This window comes from Amphibacillus jilinensis Y1, assembly GCF_000306965.1.
In the GTDB taxonomy this organism is placed as follows: domain Bacteria; phylum Bacillota; class Bacilli; order Bacillales; family Amphibacillaceae; genus Amphibacillus_C; species Amphibacillus_C jilinensis.
Genome location: NZ_JH976442.1, coordinates 79,476 through 100,702 on the forward strand (window position 1 = coordinate 79,476; position 21,227 = coordinate 100,702).

The following is a 21,227-nucleotide window of genomic DNA, read 5'->3' on the forward strand; positions in this document are numbered from 1 at the left end:
TTCAACTTAATTGCACTGCTATCCCAGTATAGCACGGTCATCACCCAATTGCTCACCACGAATCCGTTGAAACTCATGCAGTAGCTTTTCAATCGTCAATGTTAGCTTTTCTTCTCCAGCAATATCGAGAATGATTTGCCCCTTATCCATCATAATCAAACGATTACCAAGATCTAATGCTTGTTGCATATTGTGAGTAATCATCAAGGTGGTCAATTGTGTTTCTTCAACAATTTCTCGCGTCAAATTGGTAATAAGTTCTGCACGTGAAGGGTCAAGTGCAGCTGTATGTTCATCTAGAAGTAGTATATCCGGATTAGTAAAGGTCGCCATCAGCAATGATAAAGCTTGACGCTCACCACCTGATAACAAACCGACTTTAGCACTTAATCGATCCTCTAGTCCAAGATGTAAGCTGTTTAGGGCTGACTTGAAGAAATCACGTCGCTTCTTATTTACACCTGGTCGGAGCGATCGCTTTTTATCCCGTGAATAGGCTAACGCTAGGTTTTCCTCAATCGTCATGGTAGGAGAAGTACCGGCCATTGGATCTTGAAAGACACGTCCAATATATTGAGAGCGTTTATACTCAGGCATCATCGTCACTTTTTTTTGATTAATTTGCACATCACCAACATCAGGTAATAATGCACCTGATATAATATTCATTAATGTTGATTTGCCCGCACCATTACTCCCAATTACCGTAACAAAATCTCCTTTACTTAATTTCAGATTAATATCTTGTAAGGCCTGTTTTTCATCTGGAGTGCCTTCATTAAACGTTAGGGAAATGTCGTTTACTTCTAACATCTATACCTCTCCTTTCGCACGTTGTTGAAGTGCTATACGTTTGCGCCGCTTCCGTTTACTTTCTTTATGTGTTGAGATTAATTTTGGAATAACAAGCGCTAGAATAACTAATACAGATGTAATAAGCTTTGTATCATTTGCATCCAAAAAAGTTGACCGTAGAGCTAATGCAATAACAATCCGGTAAAGAATAGCACCTAAGATGACGGCAAATGTCGTACGCATAATGCTTTTTGTTCCGATAATCGATTCACCAATGATAACAGAAGCTAAACCAACGACAATCATACCTACTCCCATATTAAGATCAGCAAACCCTACATATTGTGCATACAAAGCGCCCGACAATGCGACAAGACCATTCGACAAACCTAAGCCCATAATTTTCAAATGATCTGTATTCGCCGAAAAACTTCGAATCATCTTTTCATTATCACCTGCTGCACGTAGCGCCAACCCCACCTCTGTTTTTAGATAATAATCCGTTATAAACTTAATCACCAACGTTACCACTAACATGACGATGAGAATAGACCACGTTCTCGGTAGTGAACTGGCCCCGATAGCGGATAATCCTTGATTCAAAGTTGTATCAATTCCTAAGCCACTCCAAATATCACTCAATCTAGTGAATACTGTTGATTGATTAAGTAAGGGAATATTTGATTGACCCATAATTCTTAAATTAATTGAGTACAAAGCAGTCATCATTAAAATACCAGATAATAGCGGATTAATTTTCCCCTTTGTATTCAACAAACCGGTCACACTTCCAGCAATGAAACCTGTTATTAAAGCTAGCATTGTCGCTAAAACAGTTGATACATCATGAGTAATCGCAATAGCAGCCACAGCTGCTCCCGTAACAAAACTACCATCAACCGTTAAGTCGGGAAAATCTAGCACTCGAAATGATAAGTACACCCCAAGTGCCATAATAGCGTATATAACTCCTGCTTCGATGGCACCAAAAATTGAAATAAACACGTTCTTACTCCCCTTCTGTCATTTTAAACATTTAAAAGCCATTTCACTTTCTGCATGATTGGTTGCAAGAGCAAGCTGACTCATTTAAACCATTTAAATTTCTTTTTATTTTTTAGAAAATGGTGTTTCCAATCACATCAGTATTAATAATAATGAGAAAACCGACCATGTCTATTGGTACATGAGTCGGTTAAATCTTAAGCTTTAATTTGTTTCAGCTAATTCGTCCCAATCACTATGCCATTCGACACCTTGTTCTTCTACTGCCTCTTCATTAATAAAAAGTTGCATTTCAGGTGGGTATTCCACATCAATTTCATTAGGTGTATTTTCTCCAGTCAGAATATCTACGGCCATCTCACCTGTGCGATAACCAATCGTATAATAGTCAATACCAAATGTAGCAAAACCACCACGTTCTAAGGAATCCGGCTCTCCAACAATAAGTGGGATATCTTGATCATTGGCAACACTAACAACGGTCTCTAATGCTGATACCACCGTATTATCTGTTACAATATAGATCACATCTACTTCCCCAACTAGTGATGTAGCTGCTTGTTGCACATCAGCTGACGTTGAAACCGTACGATCCACTATACTTAAATCAGTATCTTCAACCGCTGCCTCCACATGTTCAATTTGTGTAACCGAGTTCTGCTCACCTGCATTATAAATAACACCGATCGTTGCACCTTCAAAATAAGTGTCAATGAAGTTAACTGTTTCTATAATAGCATCAGGATGCATATCCATTACACCTGTAATATTTTCACCGGGCTGATCCATTGCTTCTACTAGTCCTGATCCTACAGCATCTGTAACTGAGGTAAAAACAATTGGGATATCATTGGTGGCCTGTAAAGCCGACTGTGCACTCGGTGTTGCATTAGCAAATATTAAGTCTACATTATCAGCAACAAAGTTTTGTGCAATTGTCGCTGTGTTACTTTGATCCGCTTGAGCATTTTGCATATCATATTCAACATTTAAACCAGCATCTTCTATAGCAGCCTGAAATCCTTGATAAGCCGCATCTAATGATGGATGTTCAACAAATTGTGATACGCCAACTTTAAATGTTTGTTCATCACCCTCTTCTCCTGTGTCGCTAGCACATGCTGTCACTACTAATAACAAACATATACCCGTCACCATAAACCATAGCTTTTTCTTCATAGATCTTGCTCCCCTCAGCATTCCTCTTTTTTAATTTTCTGAATTTATGCGGACTATTATAACACATATTGATACAACCCGGTACATTTTTATTCGTTAATTTCTAAGAAAAATGTTGGATATTTAAAGAAGGATAGAATGCCTATTGCAATCACAGCATTCTATCCTTTTTTATATCATTTTATTACGAGAAAATCACTAATTGCATTCAATCGCCACCTGTTTCTACAGGTAATTCAGGATAAGAAATCCAATCACTATAACTACCTGGATATAATTTAATATTTTTATAGCCAAGAGCAGTTAAAGCTAAATAATTCATACATGCAGATACGCCAGATCCACAAGATAGAATCACTTCATTATTCGGATCCAAATCACCAAAATAGTTGCTCAGCTCCTCCTTAGAGCGCCATTTCCCGTCCTCATTTAACACAGCTGTCCACTCAAAACATTTAGCCCCTGGTATATGACCTGCCTTATGATATAACGGTTCGGTCAAACCCAAATAACGCTCTTTAGCGCGCGCATCAATCAGAATACTCGTATCGGCATGGCGTTGTCGCTTCACATCATCAATATTAACGACCATTGCTTGGTTTACTTCAGCTTGGTAATGTTGCTTTACTGGTCTCTTAACGATAGATGTACTTGGGAAACCTTGGTCTGCCCAAGCTTGATAACCACCATCCAAAATATATTTCTTTTCATGACCATAGTAGTCAAGCAACCAATACAACCGAGCCGCAAACATCGCATTACCTTGATCATAAATAACTACTGTTGTATCTTTATTAATACCTGCCTGACTTAATTTATCTAAAAACACGTGTGAATCTGGTAGCGGATGTTGACCACCATGTTCAAGTGGTTTAGAAGACATGTCTTGATTCAAACCAAAGTATTGAGCACCTGGAATATGACCCTGTTTATACATTTGGTACCCTTTCTCTGGGTTAAGCAATTCAAAGCGCGTGTCGATAATCACGACGCCAGATATCTGATCATAGAGCTGATCAACATTTATTAAAAACTCCATCCCTCACCCCTCCTACTTTTGAAATGATATCTATTGATTACTGATCAATAAGTCGATTTTAATTATCCTATGTAGAGGACATGATTGGTCACAGATAACCGTCCGTAAACACAAGCTAATGTCCTGATCAACTCCGCTACCAATCAGTGGGAGAAGAACGAAAGTACCCACTGATTGAAGATTCGCTTTATGTTAAAAGCACACGATCCGTTTGTCTTAACGCTTGAATTGTTTTTATACCAAGCCCAAACATGGCCATTTTCAATTCCAGTTCACGTGTCTCCATTGCATTCAGCACCGCTTCAGTCGAAGTCGTTGCTTGTTTCAGAATAGAGCGTGCAAATCCAACATGACTTGCGCCTAGAGCCATGGCTTTAGCTGCATCTACGCCTGTACGCATTCCTCCGCTTGCAATAAGTGGGCAATCATTCACCTTTTCTTTAATCGATACTAAGCTTTCAATAGTAGAGATTCCCCAATCCACAAAAGCCTCAGCTGCTTCCTTGCGAATTGAATCATTCGAACGTAGTTTTTCAACTTGACTCCAAGACGTCCCTCCAGCACCAGCAACATCAATAAATTGGATACCGACATCTTTAAGTTTTTTAGCAGTTTGTCCATCGATACCCCAACCCACTTCCTTAATGCCAACAGGGATTTCAAGATTTTTTGTCAGTTGATCTATTTTAGGTAACAAGTTCTCAAAGTTCGTATCACCATTTGTTTGGATAACTTCTTGAATTGAATTTAAATGCAGTACGAGCGCCGTCGACCCGGTCATATTAACGATGTCTTTACATTGTTCAGCAGAAAATCCATAATTCAATTGAACCGCACCTAGATTAGCAACAATCGGGATCGTAGGTGCATATTTACGAATTTGAAAAGATTCACGGAAACTTTCTTTTTCAATTAAGGCCCGCGTTGAACCTAAGGCAAAAACCCAGCCTCGCTCTTCTGCGGCAGTTGCCAAATGTTTGTTAATTTCACCAGCTTGTTCCGCACCACCTGTCATTGAACTAATTAAAAAAGGCGTTGCGATTGGGGTTCCCAAAAAAGAAGTGTTTAACTCTATATCATTGAAATCAATTTCAGGCAAGGCATTATGAACAAGGCGGACCGATTCCATCCCTGAAGTAATTCCTTTTCCAGCCACTTGATCTGTTAAACATAAAGTAATATGCTCAGCTTTGCGTTTGTTAATTTCACTTCCCATCAATAAAACTCCCTTTTTAACTATTTAGTTAACATCATTAGCAATTTAGCTTTTCGCTGATTTGTAACAATCGCACGTTTATGAAAAACTTGGTATTGATTCTCTTTCACAACTTTAATAATTTCTCGATAAGTGATTAATTACTTGTTGTTCCCATTGTAACTCAGTATAATGATGCTTTATCATTATTTCAAGCGGGATATATCGTCTACCAAGCTTTTGATCGGCGCCAATGTCTCGAATAATATTAACAATCTGCATGGCTTTACCTAGTGCAATACCGGATTCAATCAAAGCACGATCGGGGGTTGGATGTAAGATTGGAATCAGCATCTCACCTACAGAACCTGCAACTCGATAGCAATAATCCTCTAATGCTTCCATTGTATCATAAGTTGTTTGAATATAATCAAGTCGTTGCTTGCTCAAGTTTTCCTCTCTTTTTAAAAAACCTCTTGATCTGAAATGCGTTTCATCAATTATGATGAATTCAAATCAATCGAAAGGGGTTTTTAATAATGATAGTAGGGCTGTTAACCTTTATATTACTCTGTTCTTCTATTTTATTTTTCGCTGGCTCCGCGATAAGATGGGCTGATAAAGCCAACACACAACATCATATCGTTAAGGAAACCGATCCTTATGCCCGTTTATTTAATATTTATTACTAATAACCGTCCGTAAAACGCCCGCCTCAAAATAGAGAACAGATCATCCATTTAGCGGGAACTAACGGACGCTCATGTTCGGATTCACTCAACGACCAATCAGTGAGAGAAGAGCGCAAACCCTACTGATTGAAAATTTGTTTTATTAAGCTCGTTATACAACAAAATTTCAAGTATTATCGGTGAAAACAAAGCTATGGTAAAATAAAATTATATCTATATAAATGGAGTTGAAATTGATGAGACAAACCATGGTGAATCGTTTTATTTCTTATGTCAAGATCGATACACAGTCTAACGAGGACATATCCACTTGCCCTTCAACTGAAGGACAATGGCAATTAGCCAAGCAACTCGTTAACGAGTTAGAGGCTATTGGTATGACAGAAGTGACGCTAGATGAGTACGGCTACGTCATGGCTACTTTACCAGCGAATACGGATCAGAAACTTGAAACGATCGGCTTTTTAGCTCACCTTGATACAGCTACTGACTTCACTGGAAAAAATGTAAATCCACAAATCATAGAAGATTATGATGGTAAAGATATCGTTCTTAACAGCACCGATCAAATTGTCATGCGCGTATCTGATTATCCAGCACTAAAAAACTATCAAGGCCAGTCACTGATCACTACGGATGGGACAACTTTGCTTGGGGCAGATAATAAGGCAGGTATTGCAGAAATTATTACCGCAATGGAATATTTAATGCATCATCCTGAGATCAAACATGGCAAAATCCGAGTTGCCTTCACACCAGATGAAGAAATTGGACGTGGACCTCATAAATTTGATGTGGAAGCATTTGGCGCTGACTATGCTTATACAGTAGATGGCGGACCAATTGGAGAACTACAATATGAGAGTTTTAATGCTGCTGCGGCTAAAATAACCTTTAAAGGTAACAATGTCCACCCAGGTACAGCAAAAAATAAGATGATTAATGCGATGAAGTTAGCAATGGCATTTCATGACCGTCTTCCTGCTGAACAGGCTCCTGAATTTACAGAGGGATATGAAGGGTTTTATCACCTCTTATCTTTTACAGGCACCACAGAGATGGCTAAGCTATATTATATTATTCGTGACCATGATCATCAGGCATTCCAGAGTAAAAAAGAGCGCTTAACTAAGCTCGAAATGGAGTTCAAACAGAAATATGGTCAACAATCCATTCATCTCGAATTAACTGATCAATATTACAATATGCGCGATAAAATTGAGCCTGTTAAACATATTGTTGATATTGCTGCCAACGCAATGAAGGCACTTGGTATTAATCCCATCATTGCACCTATACGTGGCGGAACAGACGGCTCTCAACTTTCTTTCAAGGGATTACCAACACCTAATCTATTTACTGGTGGAGAGAACTTTCACGGGAAATACGAGTACATTTCAATTGATCACATGGAAAAAGCCGTACAGACAATTGTGAAAATTAGTCAGCTCTTTGCAGAACAAAAAAGTATTTAATGGTGAAAACCTATTAGAAAAGTTAATCCATCAACAAATCTGCGTATTTTTCTGATACTTTGCACTTAACATTTTTAATTTTGTTCATGTTACGCTATTCTACTATGCAAAAAAACGCGGATATTCAATTAACCAGTAAATCCGCGTTTTCCATGATCATTTGAATATAAAACGACCAATCAGCGGGCACTTCCATTCTTCTCCCATTGATTGGCCATTGAGTAAATTCGAACATGAGCGTCCGTTATCTGTGATGAATGTGTACTAGATAATATAAGTAATCACAAACATAGTATAGCAAAGAAAATAATAAGATAAGTAGCATACTTGATAAAGGCTACGCCTACCTTACTAGGATCTGTCTTTTTTCTCGGTTTTCTCCACTTCTACATCTTTATTTTGATCCATATTATCCATCTCCTTTTACAAACACAAGCATTTACCAACTGTTTACCCGCTGAATTAGGAGCTAAACATTCATGTTCGGGGTTGTCGATCATTGTTAAGTAAATACTCAATTCTTTGATCCAATTTGGTGATCCGTTGTAATGCGAGTTGATCAGTTATTTTCCGATAGTGGTGGGCGCCTCCTGCTTCTTCTACTTTTGTATCCGCTTGAACAACAACCTGTTGAAGTGGGGTTAGCTTTAAGAAACCCTCTGGTAAATAGGAGTCTGTATGAAGTAATACAGCTAATGCGATGGCTTTTGCATCTTTTCGTTGTTCGCCTTGACGAATTAACAATTTATGTGCACGCTCTGCTCCTTTAATAGCATGAATATCATTTTCCTTATATTGATCAAAATCCCACGTGCCATTTTGATACCACTGATAGTGACCAATATCATGAAGAAAACCTGCCTTAGCTGCATGGTCTGGATTCACACAGGACTTCACGGCGATATCAACCGCACATTCCGCCACATCAATCGCATGAGCCATCCCTGAACGCTTAACATATTTTTGGACAATATGGTGGTGAAACAATTGTTCAAGTGTTACAGCACGCACGTCATCACCTCCCAAAACCACGAATCAGTTTTATATTGTTTTTAAAAATAGCACATCCCCTTCTCTATTTCAAGTAAATGTTTTGTAATATTAATAAAGCGAACCTTGAATCCTTAGGTTTTCGCTCTTCCTTCTGATTGATAATTGCAAGAATCAGAACATTAGTTTTCGTTATCACCCGCCTAAATAGATGTAGCGCTACGTTCTATCTCGAATCAGGTGTTTTACGAACAGTTATCTGTGATTAAACCTATATTTGTGTTAAAATATGGGTTACCAATCAAAAGAAGGATGATAAACGTGATTAATGATAAGGCAGTTGTTGTGTTTAGTGGTGGACAAGATAGTACCACATGTTTATTTTGGGCACAAGATAAATTTAAGGAGGTTGAAGTGGTTACCTTTGATTATAACCAAAGGCATCAAGAGGAATTAGAAGTAGCAAAGGAGATTGCTCAGGAATTGGGCGTAAAGCACCGCATCTTAGATATGGCACTGCTTAATCAACTCGCACCTAACGCCCTTACTCGGGATGACATCGAGATTTCAGAAGGAAATAATGGTGAACTTCCTTCAACATTTGTGCCGGGAAGAAATTTATTATTTATTACCTTTGCAACCATCTATGCCAGCCAGATAGGAGCCAAACATATTATTACCGGCGTATGTGAAACTGATTTTAGTGGTTACCCTGACTGCCGAGATGTGTTTATTAAATCTTTAAATGTAACTTTAAATTTATCTATGGATCAACAATTTGTTATCCATACCCCACTTATGTGGTTAAACAAAGCTGAAACATGGGCACTAGCTGACCGCCTTGATGCCTTCACCTTTGTTCGTGACAAAACACTAACCTGCTATGAAGGTATACGGGGTTCCGGTTGTGGTGAATGTCCTGCTTGCAAGCTCCGTCAACGTGGCCTCGATCAATTTCTGCAAAAAAATGTATAACCAAATCTTAGTCATCTGGGACAAAACAAGACCCTTTAACTTTACTCTATCCCATTTGTCCCAGACTACTTCATGTCATATTAAGGCTACTGGACAATTAAGTCATTTCACCGCTTTCAATAAATCACTGTTCGTTTTCATGTTGTAATAAAAAATGATAAAGAGCACCGTACAGGTTAGCAGCACTTCTAAAATGACAAGTGACAACATGTGGCGAAGCCATATGCAATGGATTATCGGCTTTAATTACTTCAATTGCCTCTTTTATTCCCGTTAATAAAGCTGGCTGGACACTTATTCCTCCCCCAATTGCCACGATCTCTGGATCAATAATATATTGTAAATTTAAAATTTGAACAGCAACATTTTTACAAAAACGTTCAAAAATAGTAACCGCCTCTGGATCTTGATTATTAATATACTGAAAGACACCTTGACCATCATTTCTTTCGAGCCCCTTTTGTTTAGCAATCTCATTTACCATCCTTGAAGCGGAACAAGCTTTGCCAGCAAACGCTGCTTTTCCTGTCTCATGGTCATAACATTCCATAACATAACTCTGCTCACCTGCTTGTAAATGTACACCGCGATGTAGTTTACCATCAATAATGATACCACCGCCAACACCGGTGCCTAAAACCAGGACAACACTCTGCTGATAATCTTTCACACTACCTTGCCACTTCTCAGCTAACGCTGCACATTTCCCGTCATTTTCTATTGAAACAGGGACGTTACATTTTTTTTGAAGCTTGTTAGCAAGAGCTTGCTCGTGGAGATAAGTTAATGCTCCGCCATGATAGACAATACCCTGATTAACATCAACCGTCCCCGGGCAACTTATTGCGATGCCTTTAACTCGCTTGGAGAAACCTTGATATATGGATGCCATTTTTTCAATTAACGTTTCAAGATCTTGATAAGGGGTTGGAAATTTTCCTTCATTAACTGGTTCGCCCGATCGTTCCATAGTCATATATTTGATGAATGTCCCGCCAATATCGAATACAAGATACATATAAACAACTCCATTCTTTCTAAACATCTATTACTCCTTATTATACAAGCGCTTTCATGATTTGCACAATAATATTTGTGTTTTTATTCATAATAATTAGCAAGCTATTTTAATAAAAAACAGACAAAATCAACGCATTAGTGTTAAAATTCATTAAGACAAATAATTAAGGAGGTCAAAATATGACAACAGTATTATATATTACAGCGAACCCTAATGATGCCTCAATGTCATACAGTAAAGCAGTTGGGGATACGTTTATTAAGGCCTATCAAAAAAACAATCCTGATCATGAGGTTATCACGGTCGATCTTTATGCCTCTTATATCCCTTACATTGACTCGGAGGTATTCGCGGGCTGGGGCAAATTACAAAGTGGGGCGGATTTCACTTCATTAACAGAAGCTGAGCAAAACAAAGTCCAACGATTAGATGCGTTGTGTTCACAATTCATTGAAGCAGACAAATACGTGATTGCTTCACCTTTGTGGAATTTATCCATTCCACCTATTTTAAAAGCTTACTTTGATGCAGTGGCGGTGGCCGGTAAAACATTTAAACACACGGAACAAGGCGCTGTTGGACTATTAGCAGGTAAAAAGGCGCTACATATTCAGGCTAGTGGTGGCGTTTATTCACAAGGTCCTGGGGCTGCTAAAGAAATGGGACATCGTTACGTCAAAACCATCCTTACTTTCTTTGGTGTTGAAGATTTACAAGGGCTATTTGTAGAAGGCCATGACCAAATGCCAGATCGAAAAGAAGACATTAAAGCAGAAGCTGAGCAACAAGCTCAAAATTTAGCCAAAACTTTTTAAGGATGAGTAGAGGTTGGGACAAAAGTAAAAGACGTAAGATCAGTTGCGAATGATCCGTTTGTTTTGTGAATGGATTATTCGTCTTTATTATATTAAAACGAATGATATCAAATAGCTGAGGAAATATGCGACACTCTAGCGGGAACAGCACGAGCTGAAGATCCATTCAGTAAAGCGCTTTTGGCTTTACTGAATTAGCTGAAGCCGTGCCCGCAGAAAGGGAGTATATTTCCTCTGCGGGTATGTGATAAACCTACACATTCTAACATCATTCGTATTTGGAGAGCATATTTTGTTATGTCCCGGCCTCTCCCCATTTATCACAGATAACCGTCGGTAAAAGGTTCGCCTCAGAAAAGAGAGTAGAACCCGGGAGCTAACGGGCGGGCGCTAATGTCCTGATCTTTCAACTACTGATCAGTGGAAGAAGAGCGAAAACACCCATTGGCCTTCGTTTTATATTAAGTTTCGATATCTCTCCTTTGGAAACCTAGAAAACCTAGAAATGAAAGGAGCAGTGCCATTCCGGTTGCCACAACCATTACCACCCAACTTAACTGATCGGTAGGTAACTCAGGTATATGATAATACGGAGAAAGCCCTAAAATAAATGCCGGCAAATCAAGTAAATCCCCTAAATACACCGTTAAAAATGAAAAAAGTAGATACAACCAAATAAACCTTGACCATTTATAGCACCAACCGTATAACGCAGCCGCGAATCCTATTAATATCCACACCGCTGGTAAATAAACAAGTTGCGCTTCAACTAATGTGTTAAATGAGATATCAACGTCCATTACCGTTACTCCAATACCAGCTAAAGCAATAATACCAGCTAACATCATGACAATGCTTGTTAAAAAACTTAAACCAAGATACGTACCAAGTATTTTTTTTCTTGAAACTGGTTTTGCGAGTAGATGCTCAAGCCGTCCCTTCTTTTCTTCACTTTTTAAACGGACAAAAACGACTAAAGCTGGTATGGTTGAGAATATAGCCATAATTTTCAATAGAACTGAAATAAATTGCTCAGTTATCGACATATCACCGCTCGCACCAATTATCTCCATTATCGCCTCACTCTCACCAAGAAATGCTTCTAAGTCACCTAATACAGACCCATAACTGATACCAATTAGCATCATCCCAATAATCCAAGCAATCAATGATGTGCGTAATAGACGTAACGCCAAGCCAATTTGAGATTGGAGCATTGGTGAAGCCGCTTTTCTCCCTGATCGTTGTGGAAGCAAACCAGCACCAACATCACGGATCTGTTGCAAATAAAGAGCCAGTGCGATAATGATGATAGCTAATAGAACGATAACAAGTATCGGCCACCAATAATTGTTCACATAAACTTCAGAGCCTAACAAAATACCTAATGGCGAGAACCATGATAACAGCTCATTTCCTGAATCTCCAATCGATCGTATCATATAAGAGAGACCTAATACCAAATAACCAAGCATCATCGTTCCCCTCGTATTATCTGAAAGCTGTGCAGCTAGTAATGTAATCGCTCCAAAGAATAAGCCAGTTGTCCCTAGTACTGATCCATATAGCAATGAACCTGCCCAGTCGATTGAATCCATACCTAACGCAGTAAGTGAGATAGCTGTTATTAGCATTAATACAATATTGGTAATCACGAGAACGAACAGTGCCGCATTCGTTTGAGCGAGACGCCCCATCGGTAAAGCTCTAAGCATTTCGAGTTGCCCATCTTCTTCATCAGCACGTGTTAGTCTTACAATTAGTAACATACTCATAATCGCCACGACTACTGCCGTCATCAGTAACATTTGATGCGCTAACATTGCGCCATCTGTATAATTGTCCAAGCCATATCCCTGTCCTACTAAGGCTTTCATCGCTGGGTTTTCCATCGTTTCAGCCAAAGCTTGACGCTCTTCTTGCGTCTCGTATAAACCATTAAATGCCAATGCAATAGTAACGGTCATCGCTACAATTGGCACAATCCAAACGAGCAGTTTTACCACTTCACGTTTAAACAGAAAACGGAAAATAAGACCCGTTTGATAATTAGGTTGGTTAGCCATTATTGACCCCCTCCTCCGCTTGTACTCCCTTGATAATGACGCATAAATAAATCTTCTAATGTTGGTGGAGCACTTTCTAAGTTAACCACACCATACTGACTAACATAACGAACCATCTCGTCAAGCTGATCAGCGTCCACTTGGAACACGTAATGTTGGTTTTCTATTTTAAAATCATGAACACCTGGTTGACTATCTAAATCAGGTACGACCTCTTTCGTTGCAATTGTTAATTGAATCCGTGTTAAATGGCGTAAAGATGCGAGTGAACCCGATTCAATAATTTCCCCTTGCCGTATAATAGCCACACGATCACACAAACGCTCAACTTCTGATAATATATGACTGGAGAGTAGCACACTGCTGCCCTTTTTCTTTGCTTCATATACGCATTGTTGAAAAACACGTTCCATTAGTGGATCAAGGCCTGAGGTGGGCTCATCAAGAATATATAAATCTGCATCAGCTGCAAAAGCTGCAATCAAGGCGACTTTTTGTCGATTCCCTTTTGAATACGTGCGACATTTCTTCGTTGGATCAAAATCAAACTGCTCCATTAAACGTGCTTTTCTTGATTGATCTACGCGTACACCACGCATTTTTAAAAACAGATCAATCACTTCTCCCCCTGTTAAATTCGGCCAAAGATTAACATCTCCTGGTACATAGGCAATACGTTTATGAATAGCGACTGCATCCTCCCAAGCATCTTTACCGAAAAGACGTGCAAAACCTGATGTTGGCTTCAATAACCCTAATAAAATCCGTATCGTTGTCGATTTGCCAGCACCGTTTGGACCAATAAATCCATAAACTTCCCCCTTATTCACAGCTAAATCGACACCATCAAGTGCTTGCACCTTACCAAAGGTTTTCGTCAATTGTTTCACTTCTAAGACTTTCATTCTAATCCCTCCAAATCATTGATAATAAACACGCTTTAAAATAGCTAAATAATCATAAAATTCCTGCCTGTAAGGGTCTAAGTCAATCTCATTAAATTTATGATTGTGTAATCGTGCTTTAAGCTCATTTGCATAGCCATCAATCGTCCATTGAATTAATTTAAAAGCCTTCTCAACATCAATATCTTCCCTGAAAAGTGAATAATCAATATTTTCATAAGCTTTCTCTAGTCCCTTTTTTTGTAATTCTTCGTACTTTTTAACGATCCTGTCTGGCACAGCGCTTTGATCAGACAACATAAATGTACCGATAAAGGAAATCATATCCGGATATTGTTTAAAGATCTCCAGTTTTTGTTCAGTAATTTTATACATGCGTTCAATAAAATCACGATCACTTGTATCAATTCCATTAAATAATTTATCTAGTGTCATATCCAGACCGTAATCAAGCAAATAATGATATAACGTCTGTTTATTGTCGAAATAGTAAAAAAGCATTCCCTTACCAATACCTGCTTGCTTTACAATTTGATTCGTTGAGGCTTTATCATAGCCTTGTTCAGCAAACTCCTGCATGGCAGCATTAATAATCCGATCACGCTTTTCTTGATCTAATTTAAAAAATTTATCATTCAACTAGAACCCTCCTCTCAACAGAAATAGACCACATCGGTCGACTTAAATATAACACAGTCGACCAATGTGGTCAATACTAATATTTATTATTTTGTTCGCTCGATCAAATTCACGCCTATTCCCATAAATAAAACACCCATTAGCAATAAAATCGAGATTGGCTGAAGCAATTCGACTACATTTTGTTCATATAATATCGCACCTTTTAAAGCTTCTATACCATATTGAATAGGTACTAATCTTGCCAAAAAGAGCAAAATATCATTGCTAACAATTTCTAACGGCCAAAATGCACCGCCTATCATCGCCATCCCCGTTGTCACAATCGGAATGACTGCTTGTAGTTGTTGCGGGGATTGAACAAGCCCCATGATTAACATACCTAATGCAACAACAGCAAACACAAATGCGACCAACACCACCGCAATCGCAACATATTGCGAACCAAAATTATAGTCCAGTATATGGTTAAACAAGTAAAAGCTTATGCCAATTTGAATCATCCCTAAGCAAAAGTAGTGCGTTAATTGCCCTAAGTAAATACTTGTTTTCTTCAATGGAGAGAATACAAGTCGATTCCAGGTACCGGCGCGCTTTTCGGTTACCAGGTTAATCATACTAAGCAAAATGGTGTACATAGCAAAATATAACGTCATCCCGGTGATAACATGGGTAACTATTTCATTATTATCGGAAGTATTCGTTGTCAATGCTTGCATATCCACTTCTATGAAAGCTTGTTCTTCAATTACTAGATCTGGAAATCGCTGTTTGACTTCTTCTTTTCTTAATTGCGATCGATAGACCCGTTCAACATGTTGATTGGCAGCTCCGAGGTAATGGGATTCTTGGCCAACTAAATAGTTATAATGATCTTCTCCTAACTCAAGGGCAAAACTTATTGCACTCATCCGAATCAAATTTTCCACTTCTGAACGGTCATTATATTCAAATTCAAACATCTCACTTTGATTCAACTGTTCAAGCCATTGATCTATTTCTGCTTCTGATAACTCATCACTATAGGTTTGAATCGTTATCGTCTGAGCACCTTGTGATCCAGCTAGAAAAAAAACAAATACAACTGTAAGCACCAAAAAGGTTAGTGCAAGTAATGGCTCACGCTTTAAGCGTAACCATTGCAAATGAAATACTGTCCACACTATGCTAACCTCCTTTTTGGAAAGATAAATACCGCTACACTAATAAACACAATTGACATAGCTAATACACGATAAATCATTGGCATTACAGCATCAAACGATAAGCCTTGAATCGTTTGCAAGTAAGCCGTCATCACTGCACCATTTGGCGTCCAATTGCCTAACATACGAATCACTGGAGAGATTTGTTCAACAGGTGTAAAACTACCACCTAAAAAGGCAAATATCGTCACAACTCCACCTGAAAATGTAGCTGAAATCGCATCATTATTAAACTGTAGTGCAATCGCCGTTAACAATGTGGCTACACTTCCAACTGTTAGTGCAAAACTAAGTGTAATAACAGACATCTCTAACCAAAACGAAAAGCTCTGATTAGCAAATGTTTGAAACAATACTCCTGATAAAACAAATAAAATAGCGAGCTGTAAAGCAGTGAGCACAGTAGCAGATACAGCTTTGCTAATTAAATAACGGATTGGCTTTTCTCCTGTAACCATTAATCTTGCAAACACATGTGTTTCTTTCTCCTTAAAAGCATTACTTGAAACCGTTGCAGCCACATATAAAGCAAACATCACAGCCATGCCAATCGTGTAGTATTGAAAAGCAGACACTGGCTCTTGCGTAGACAAATACGTTGTCTCGCCAAAACCTTCAGTGTTTACAGCTGTCTCAATCGCCTCCCCACCTGTGGCTAGAGCGATCGACGTTTCAAAATTATATTGATCAACAAAATTGGTGACCACACTTTCAATCACGTCAGAACGAATTTGCTCATAATCTTGAACCAGCACTTCTATCGACACCTTTGGCTCTTCGTCTAGATAAATCGCTGATAACGTTTGATAAGAAAACTGGTCTGGAATCGTGATGATTGCAGCAATTTCATCGTCTTGTAATGCCTGTTGTGCTTCTGTTAATTGATACCCTATCTCAGTATTGATCGTGCCTTCCAACTCAGGTGTCAATAGAAGATCTTTCAGCATTGTAGCCGGATCTATTGCTTCAGCACTTTCAATGACTTGATTAATCATCTCTATCGGAAAACCTTCTTGTTCAAGTCTTTGTTCAAAAGCAGCTAATTCCTGATCAAACTCTTGACTCATGACTAAGGCAATCGGTATCTCCGCAATCCCTTGATTTTCTTGGTTGATGCCACCCAAAGCAAAGCCTAAAATTGCGATTAATACAAATGGCATAACAAGTAATACGAGTACTTCTGAACGGTCACGAGAGATCGTTAAAAAATCTTTTTTTAGCATATTCCACATCGCTTGCCCACTCCTAATCTCTTAATTTCCGTCCTGTTAAATGCAAGAAGACATCTTCTAATGTCGGCGTTTGCACATGTATACCAGTAATTTTCACATCAATAGTGCTTGCCAACTTAAAAATATCTGCTAACAAATCTTCGCCTTTTGTCGCAATAACTTTATAACCTTTTTCAACCTCTGTTACCTTTTGTATCGCCTCGTGTGCAACCAGCTTTTCAACTAATCCTGGTGCCATTTGTTGAACTTCAACAAATACGGTTTCTTCACCTGACAAAATATTTTTCAACTCTTCTTTCGTACCTGAAGCAATAATGTGGCCGTGATCCATAATATAAACACGGTCACAAAGGCGCTCAACCTCTTCCATATAATGGCTCGTATAGAGAACGGTCATTCCTTTTTCCCGGTTAAGCTGGCGAACCATATCTAGAATATAGCTCCGTGATTGTGGATCTATACCTACGGTAGGCTCATCCATGATCAACACTTCTGGTTCATGCATAAGTGCCACCGCAATATTAATTCGACGTTTCATACCTCCTGAATAGCGTTTAATCCGTTCTTTTTTACGATCACTAAGACCGACCAATTCTAAAACTTCGTCAACTTTCTTCTCTAATTTTTTCCCGGACAAACCGTAGATTTTCCCAAAAAATTTCATGTTTTCGTACGCAGACAATTCTTCGTATAATGCAATTTCTTGAGGGACCACGCCTAAAACTGGTCGAATAATGTCAGGGTGCTTTAAAACACTTTTTTTGTTATATCTGACATCACCCGATGTCGGTGTAATCAGTGTTGACATCATTGAAATTGTCGTTGACTTACCTGCCCCATTTGGGCCTAACAACCCGACAGATTCACCATGATTCAAATATAACTGAACCCCATCAACAGCTTTCGTCGCTTTGTACGTTTTCTTCAACCCTTCTACTTCTAACATTAAGTCACCCTCTTATCTGTTATTCATAATCTAAATATATAAAAAAAAAGACAGCATCAAAACTGTCTACAGTCATTTAATTGAATAAAAATCATGACCTCCGTCATGTTTAGCTTTCCCAGATAATTGTGATTCTAACTAAACAATATGATGACGAATCGCATAAATCGCGATTTGTGTTCGATCTCGCAAATCCAATTTATCTAAAATTACAGAGATATGGTTCTTAATGGTTCCAACAGAAAGGAAAAGGTCTTCAGCTATTTCACGGTTACTCAAGCCTTGACCAATTCCTGTAATAATATCTAATTCCCGTTTAGTCAATTGGGGGTCAATATCAACTTGCTGATTTTCTTGGATAAGCGCAGGCATTACTTTTGCAGCGACTTGATCTTCAATAGATAGTCCACCTTGTAAACAACTACGAATTGACCGAATTAACTGATCTGCATCCGCATTTTTCAACATATAACCATTAGCCCCATTCTTCAAAGCTTCCAGCGCATAATCTTCATCATTAAAAGTCGTCAAGATTAATATTTTTAGGTTTGGCCAGCGCTTCCGAATGATCCGTGTTGCTTCAAGTCCATTCATTATTGGCATTCGAATATCAAGTATCACCAAATCAAAACAGTGCTTCTCACAAAGCGTAACCGCCTCCTTGCCATTATCAGCCTCTCCAATTACCTTTAGTTCTTCATCTGTTTCAATCATCATTTTTAACCCTTGCCGAACCAGCACCTGATCTTCTACTATTAATATCGATAGCACCACTGCTCCCCCCCTATTCTAATGGAAATAAACCCGTTAGACGAAACACACTATCTGCCTGAGCTATCGTTAACGAACCGTTCAGTTGTTCTAACCTTTCCCGCATCGCATGTAGACCAAAGCCTTCTTTAATTTCTATTTTCTTTTGATGATGATGACTAATTTGAAAGCGAAAATAACGTTCAGCAACAAGACTAAATTCAACGACAGCCTCTCTTGCCCCACTATGGCGCATCATATTGGTTAACGCTTCTTGGACCGCCCGGTAAACAGCAACAGATTGTTTATTAGATAAAACGAGCGATAGCACCCCTGGCTGTAAAGTAAAGGATACGCGAATATGGCTTTCCGATTCTAATTGTCGAATCAATTGAATAATAGCCGATAAACCAACAATATCTTCACTCTTTAAAGCTTTAACCGCTTCTCTTGTTTCATCCAAACTTAATTGAGCCAATTCTTTTAGTTGCACCATTTTCTGCTTTTCTTTATCTTCATTGGCATGTAACCTTGCTACTTCAAGTTGCATAAGCAAAGCGGTTAGGCGATGGCCGACTGAATCATGGAGCTCTCTAGCTATTTGATTACGCTCCTCCTGTCTAGCTACCTTTTCATTGTTAAAAACTTGTCGTTTAAGTTGACGATATTCATTATAGATTTGATCATAGTCATCTTGTATTGACCGATAGTTATGTTTCGTCGTATACCAACTATAAAGGAGAAAACCAATAAAAATACTTAACAAACTAAAATACATGGCGCTTTGCGTATCATTCACTAAAAGATAAGACAATATAACAGATAGGTATTGCGCACTTAGAAATAAATAGAGCTCTTTTCCAGATAGCGTGTCAATTGCCTGTTTAGCAATGATAAATAAAGTAAGAATTACAAAACCATTAAAATGAGCGAACCAAAATATGATAACAACTAATCCAGTAAGCATATACAAACTAAACAAATAGACCTTTGCTTTCAATAAAGGTAACAAGAAATATAAAGTAAAAAAAACGACACTTAATAAAATGATGATAGGATTAGAACCTTGATGATAAACCGCTAAAAAGTAGACCGCAAATAAATAAAGCAGACTAAACCAAAATGCATACATCTTTTTCATCCTTTTTACTATTCTGTTTTAAGCATAGCAAACTCAATAAAAATCGCAAGACCGTTTTTTGTTTCTCACGATTTATTTATACACCTGATAACTTCAAATGTATCACTTCTTGTTTAACCTCTTTAGGATACAATTTTTTCATCCATAAGAAAGACGCCGGGACAAAAGCGTAACAAGATAAGAAAAATCCGAACATTAATGTCTGATACATATAGCGCTTCGGTAAAACACTTCGCTTTCACTCTCCCAAGCACAAGGGAGACATCTTGGTAAACGCAGTGTCTCCCTAGCCGTGGGCACGGCTTCGGGCCTACAGGATGTAGGTCAGTTAGACGTTGTCCCAGGACGGGACGGGGTTAGTCTAACATTCCTTCACTGTGTGAAGAAGGACACTTCACACGATGGATCGTCAGCTCGAGCTGTTCTCACAGGATAAGGAAAGCGTCCTCGATCGTACATCGCACGAAGAAAATCGTTCGATATTTTCGAGGAGTCTACGTGTTTTACCTACGCTTAGTTGAGAATGGTCGGATATTAAATTTCACTATTTAGTTATGTCACAGACTGGTCTTTATTTTAATCTTTATTTATACGACAGCTTCAATTTAATGTTTTAATTAAATTGGCCATTTCAATGGCTGAAACTGCTGCTTCTGCCCCTTTGTTGCCTGCTTTCGTCCCCGCTCGTTCAACCGCCTGTTCAATCGTTTCTGTTGTTAACACACCGAAAATAACGGGTAAGCCAGAAGACATAGCCACTTGTGAAACCCCTTTTGCCACCTCATTACACACATAATCAAAATGTGGGGTAGCCCCCCTAATCACGGTTCCTAATGTGATCACCGCATCATATCCACCTGATTCGGCCATTTTTTTAGCGATCAACGGTATTTCAAATGCTCCAGGTACCCAAGCTACGCTAATATTTTGCTCTTGAACCCCGTGACGTCGAAGGGTATCTTCCGCCCCACTTAATAGTTTACTTGTAATAAATTCATTAAATCGTCCGACTACAATACCAACTTTTAAATCTGTACCGACCAAATTCCCTTCAATATGTTGTTTCATGTTAAATTCCCCCTAATCTTTAAATAAATGACCTAGTTTTGATTTTTTCGTAAACAAATAGTGTTTATTATCTTGATTTGCTTTAATCTGTATC

20 protein-coding genes are annotated in these 21,227 nt (G+C 38.6%); 3 read left to right on the forward strand and 17 right to left on the reverse strand.

Going from position 1 to position 21,227, the window contains the following annotated elements:
- Nucleotides 1-18 precede the first annotated feature (18 nt).
- The 6 genes from B494_RS0116770 to B494_RS0116795 all read right to left on the reverse strand — a co-directional run bounded on the left by B494_RS0116770 (nt 19) and on the right by B494_RS0116795 (nt 5,663).
- On the reverse strand, nt 19-813 hold the full coding sequence (locus tag B494_RS0116770; protein ID WP_017473539.1) for an ABC transporter ATP-binding protein: 795 nt from the start codon (nt 811-813) through the stop codon (nt 19-21).
- The gene (locus B494_RS0116775; RefSeq protein ID WP_017473540.1) at nt 814-1,800 is read right to left on the reverse strand and encodes an ABC transporter permease; all 987 of its coding nucleotides are present in this window, start codon (nt 1,798-1,800) and stop codon (nt 814-816) included.
- A 204-nt stretch (nt 1,801-2,004) separates the two neighbouring features.
- On the reverse strand, nt 2,005-2,979 hold the full coding sequence (locus B494_RS0116780; RefSeq protein ID WP_017473541.1) for an ABC transporter substrate-binding protein: 975 nt from the start codon (nt 2,977-2,979) through the stop codon (nt 2,005-2,007).
- A 208-nt stretch (nt 2,980-3,187) separates the two neighbouring features.
- Nucleotides 3,188-4,018, reverse strand: coding sequence for a sulfurtransferase (locus tag B494_RS0116785; protein WP_017473542.1), 831 nt, complete (start codon nt 4,016-4,018; stop codon nt 3,188-3,190).
- A 187-nt stretch (nt 4,019-4,205) separates the two neighbouring features.
- Nucleotides 4,206-5,234, reverse strand: a complete 1,029-nt coding sequence (gene fni / locus B494_RS0116790) for a type 2 isopentenyl-diphosphate Delta-isomerase (RefSeq protein ID WP_017473543.1) — start codon at nt 5,232-5,234, stop codon at nt 4,206-4,208.
- Nucleotides 5,235-5,348: 114 nt separating this feature from the next.
- Entirely contained in the window at nt 5,349-5,663 is a 315-nt protein-coding gene (locus B494_RS0116795) for a squalene/phytoene synthase family protein (protein WP_017473544.1), read from the reverse strand.
- Between the two features lie 478 nt (nt 5,664-6,141).
- Between B494_RS0116795 and pepT the strand changes: the two genes are divergently transcribed.
- Nucleotides 6,142-7,380, forward strand: a complete 1,239-nt coding sequence (gene pepT / locus B494_RS0116805; protein WP_017473546.1) for a peptidase T — start codon at nt 6,142-6,144, stop codon at nt 7,378-7,380.
- Nucleotides 7,381-7,857: 477 nt separating this feature from the next.
- Here pepT and B494_RS0116810 read toward each other — a convergent pair whose 3' ends face one another.
- Nucleotides 7,858-8,391, reverse strand: a complete 534-nt coding sequence (locus tag B494_RS0116810; RefSeq protein WP_017473547.1) for an HD domain-containing protein — start codon at nt 8,389-8,391, stop codon at nt 7,858-7,860.
- Between the two features lie 291 nt (nt 8,392-8,682).
- On the opposite strand from B494_RS0116810, the gene queC reads away from it, so the two are divergent.
- Nucleotides 8,683-9,345, forward strand: coding sequence for a 7-cyano-7-deazaguanine synthase QueC (gene queC, locus B494_RS0116815; protein WP_033193721.1), 663 nt, complete (start codon nt 8,683-8,685; stop codon nt 9,343-9,345).
- A gap of 124 nt (nt 9,346-9,469) precedes the next feature.
- Here the strand turns inward: queC and B494_RS0116820 are convergent, their stop codons facing one another.
- The gene (locus B494_RS0116820; protein ID WP_017473549.1) at nt 9,470-10,390 is read right to left on the reverse strand and encodes an ROK family protein; all 921 of its coding nucleotides are present in this window, start codon (nt 10,388-10,390) and stop codon (nt 9,470-9,472) included.
- A 155-nt stretch (nt 10,391-10,545) separates the two neighbouring features.
- Between B494_RS0116820 and B494_RS0116825 the strand changes: the two genes are divergently transcribed.
- Nucleotides 10,546-11,181 (forward strand): FMN-dependent NADH-azoreductase, encoded by a 636-nt coding sequence (locus tag B494_RS0116825; protein ID WP_017473550.1) that lies wholly within the window; start codon nt 10,546-10,548, stop codon nt 11,179-11,181.
- A 461-nt stretch (nt 11,182-11,642) separates the two neighbouring features.
- Here the strand turns inward: B494_RS0116825 and B494_RS0116830 are convergent, their stop codons facing one another.
- The 9 genes from B494_RS0116830 to ribH all read right to left on the reverse strand — a co-directional run bounded on the left by B494_RS0116830 (nt 11,643) and on the right by ribH (nt 21,133).
- Nucleotides 11,643-13,247, reverse strand: a complete 1,605-nt coding sequence (locus tag B494_RS0116830) for an ABC transporter permease (protein WP_017473551.1) — start codon at nt 13,245-13,247, stop codon at nt 11,643-11,645.
- Entirely contained in the window at nt 13,247-14,152 is a 906-nt protein-coding gene (locus tag B494_RS0116835) for an ABC transporter ATP-binding protein (RefSeq protein WP_017473552.1), read from the reverse strand. Before B494_RS0116835 ends, B494_RS0116830 begins: the two co-directional genes overlap by 1 nt.
- A gap of 15 nt (nt 14,153-14,167) precedes the next feature.
- Nucleotides 14,168-14,791 (reverse strand): TetR/AcrR family transcriptional regulator, encoded by a 624-nt coding sequence (locus B494_RS0116840; protein ID WP_017473553.1) that lies wholly within the window; start codon nt 14,789-14,791, stop codon nt 14,168-14,170.
- Between the two features lie 86 nt (nt 14,792-14,877).
- The gene (locus B494_RS0116845) at nt 14,878-15,954 is read right to left on the reverse strand and encodes an ABC transporter permease (protein WP_017473554.1); all 1,077 of its coding nucleotides are present in this window, start codon (nt 15,952-15,954) and stop codon (nt 14,878-14,880) included.
- Nucleotides 15,954-17,228 carry an ABC transporter permease gene (locus tag B494_RS0116850; protein WP_017473555.1) on the reverse strand — a complete coding sequence of 425 codons (1,275 nt, stop codon included), beginning with the start codon at nt 17,226-17,228 and terminating at the stop codon, nt 15,954-15,956. Before B494_RS0116850 ends, B494_RS0116845 begins: the two co-directional genes overlap by 1 nt.
- Nucleotides 17,229-17,241: 13 nt before the next feature.
- Complete coding sequence (locus B494_RS0116855; RefSeq protein ID WP_017473556.1) at nt 17,242-18,174, reverse strand: daunorubicin resistance protein DrrA family ABC transporter ATP-binding protein; 933 nt, start codon at nt 18,172-18,174, stop codon at nt 17,242-17,244.
- Nucleotides 18,175-18,312: 138 nt separating this feature from the next.
- Entirely contained in the window at nt 18,313-18,945 is a 633-nt protein-coding gene (locus B494_RS0116860) for a response regulator (protein ID WP_026065300.1), read from the reverse strand.
- Between the two features lie 13 nt (nt 18,946-18,958).
- Nucleotides 18,959-20,056, reverse strand: coding sequence for a sensor histidine kinase (locus B494_RS0116865; RefSeq protein ID WP_017473558.1), 1,098 nt, complete (start codon nt 20,054-20,056; stop codon nt 18,959-18,961).
- Nucleotides 20,057-20,665: 609 nt separating this feature from the next.
- A complete protein-coding gene (gene ribH, locus B494_RS0116870) occupies nt 20,666-21,133 on the reverse strand; it encodes a 6,7-dimethyl-8-ribityllumazine synthase (protein WP_017473491.1) in 468 nt (155 codons plus the stop codon).
- Nucleotides 21,134-21,227: the final 94 nt, after the last annotated feature.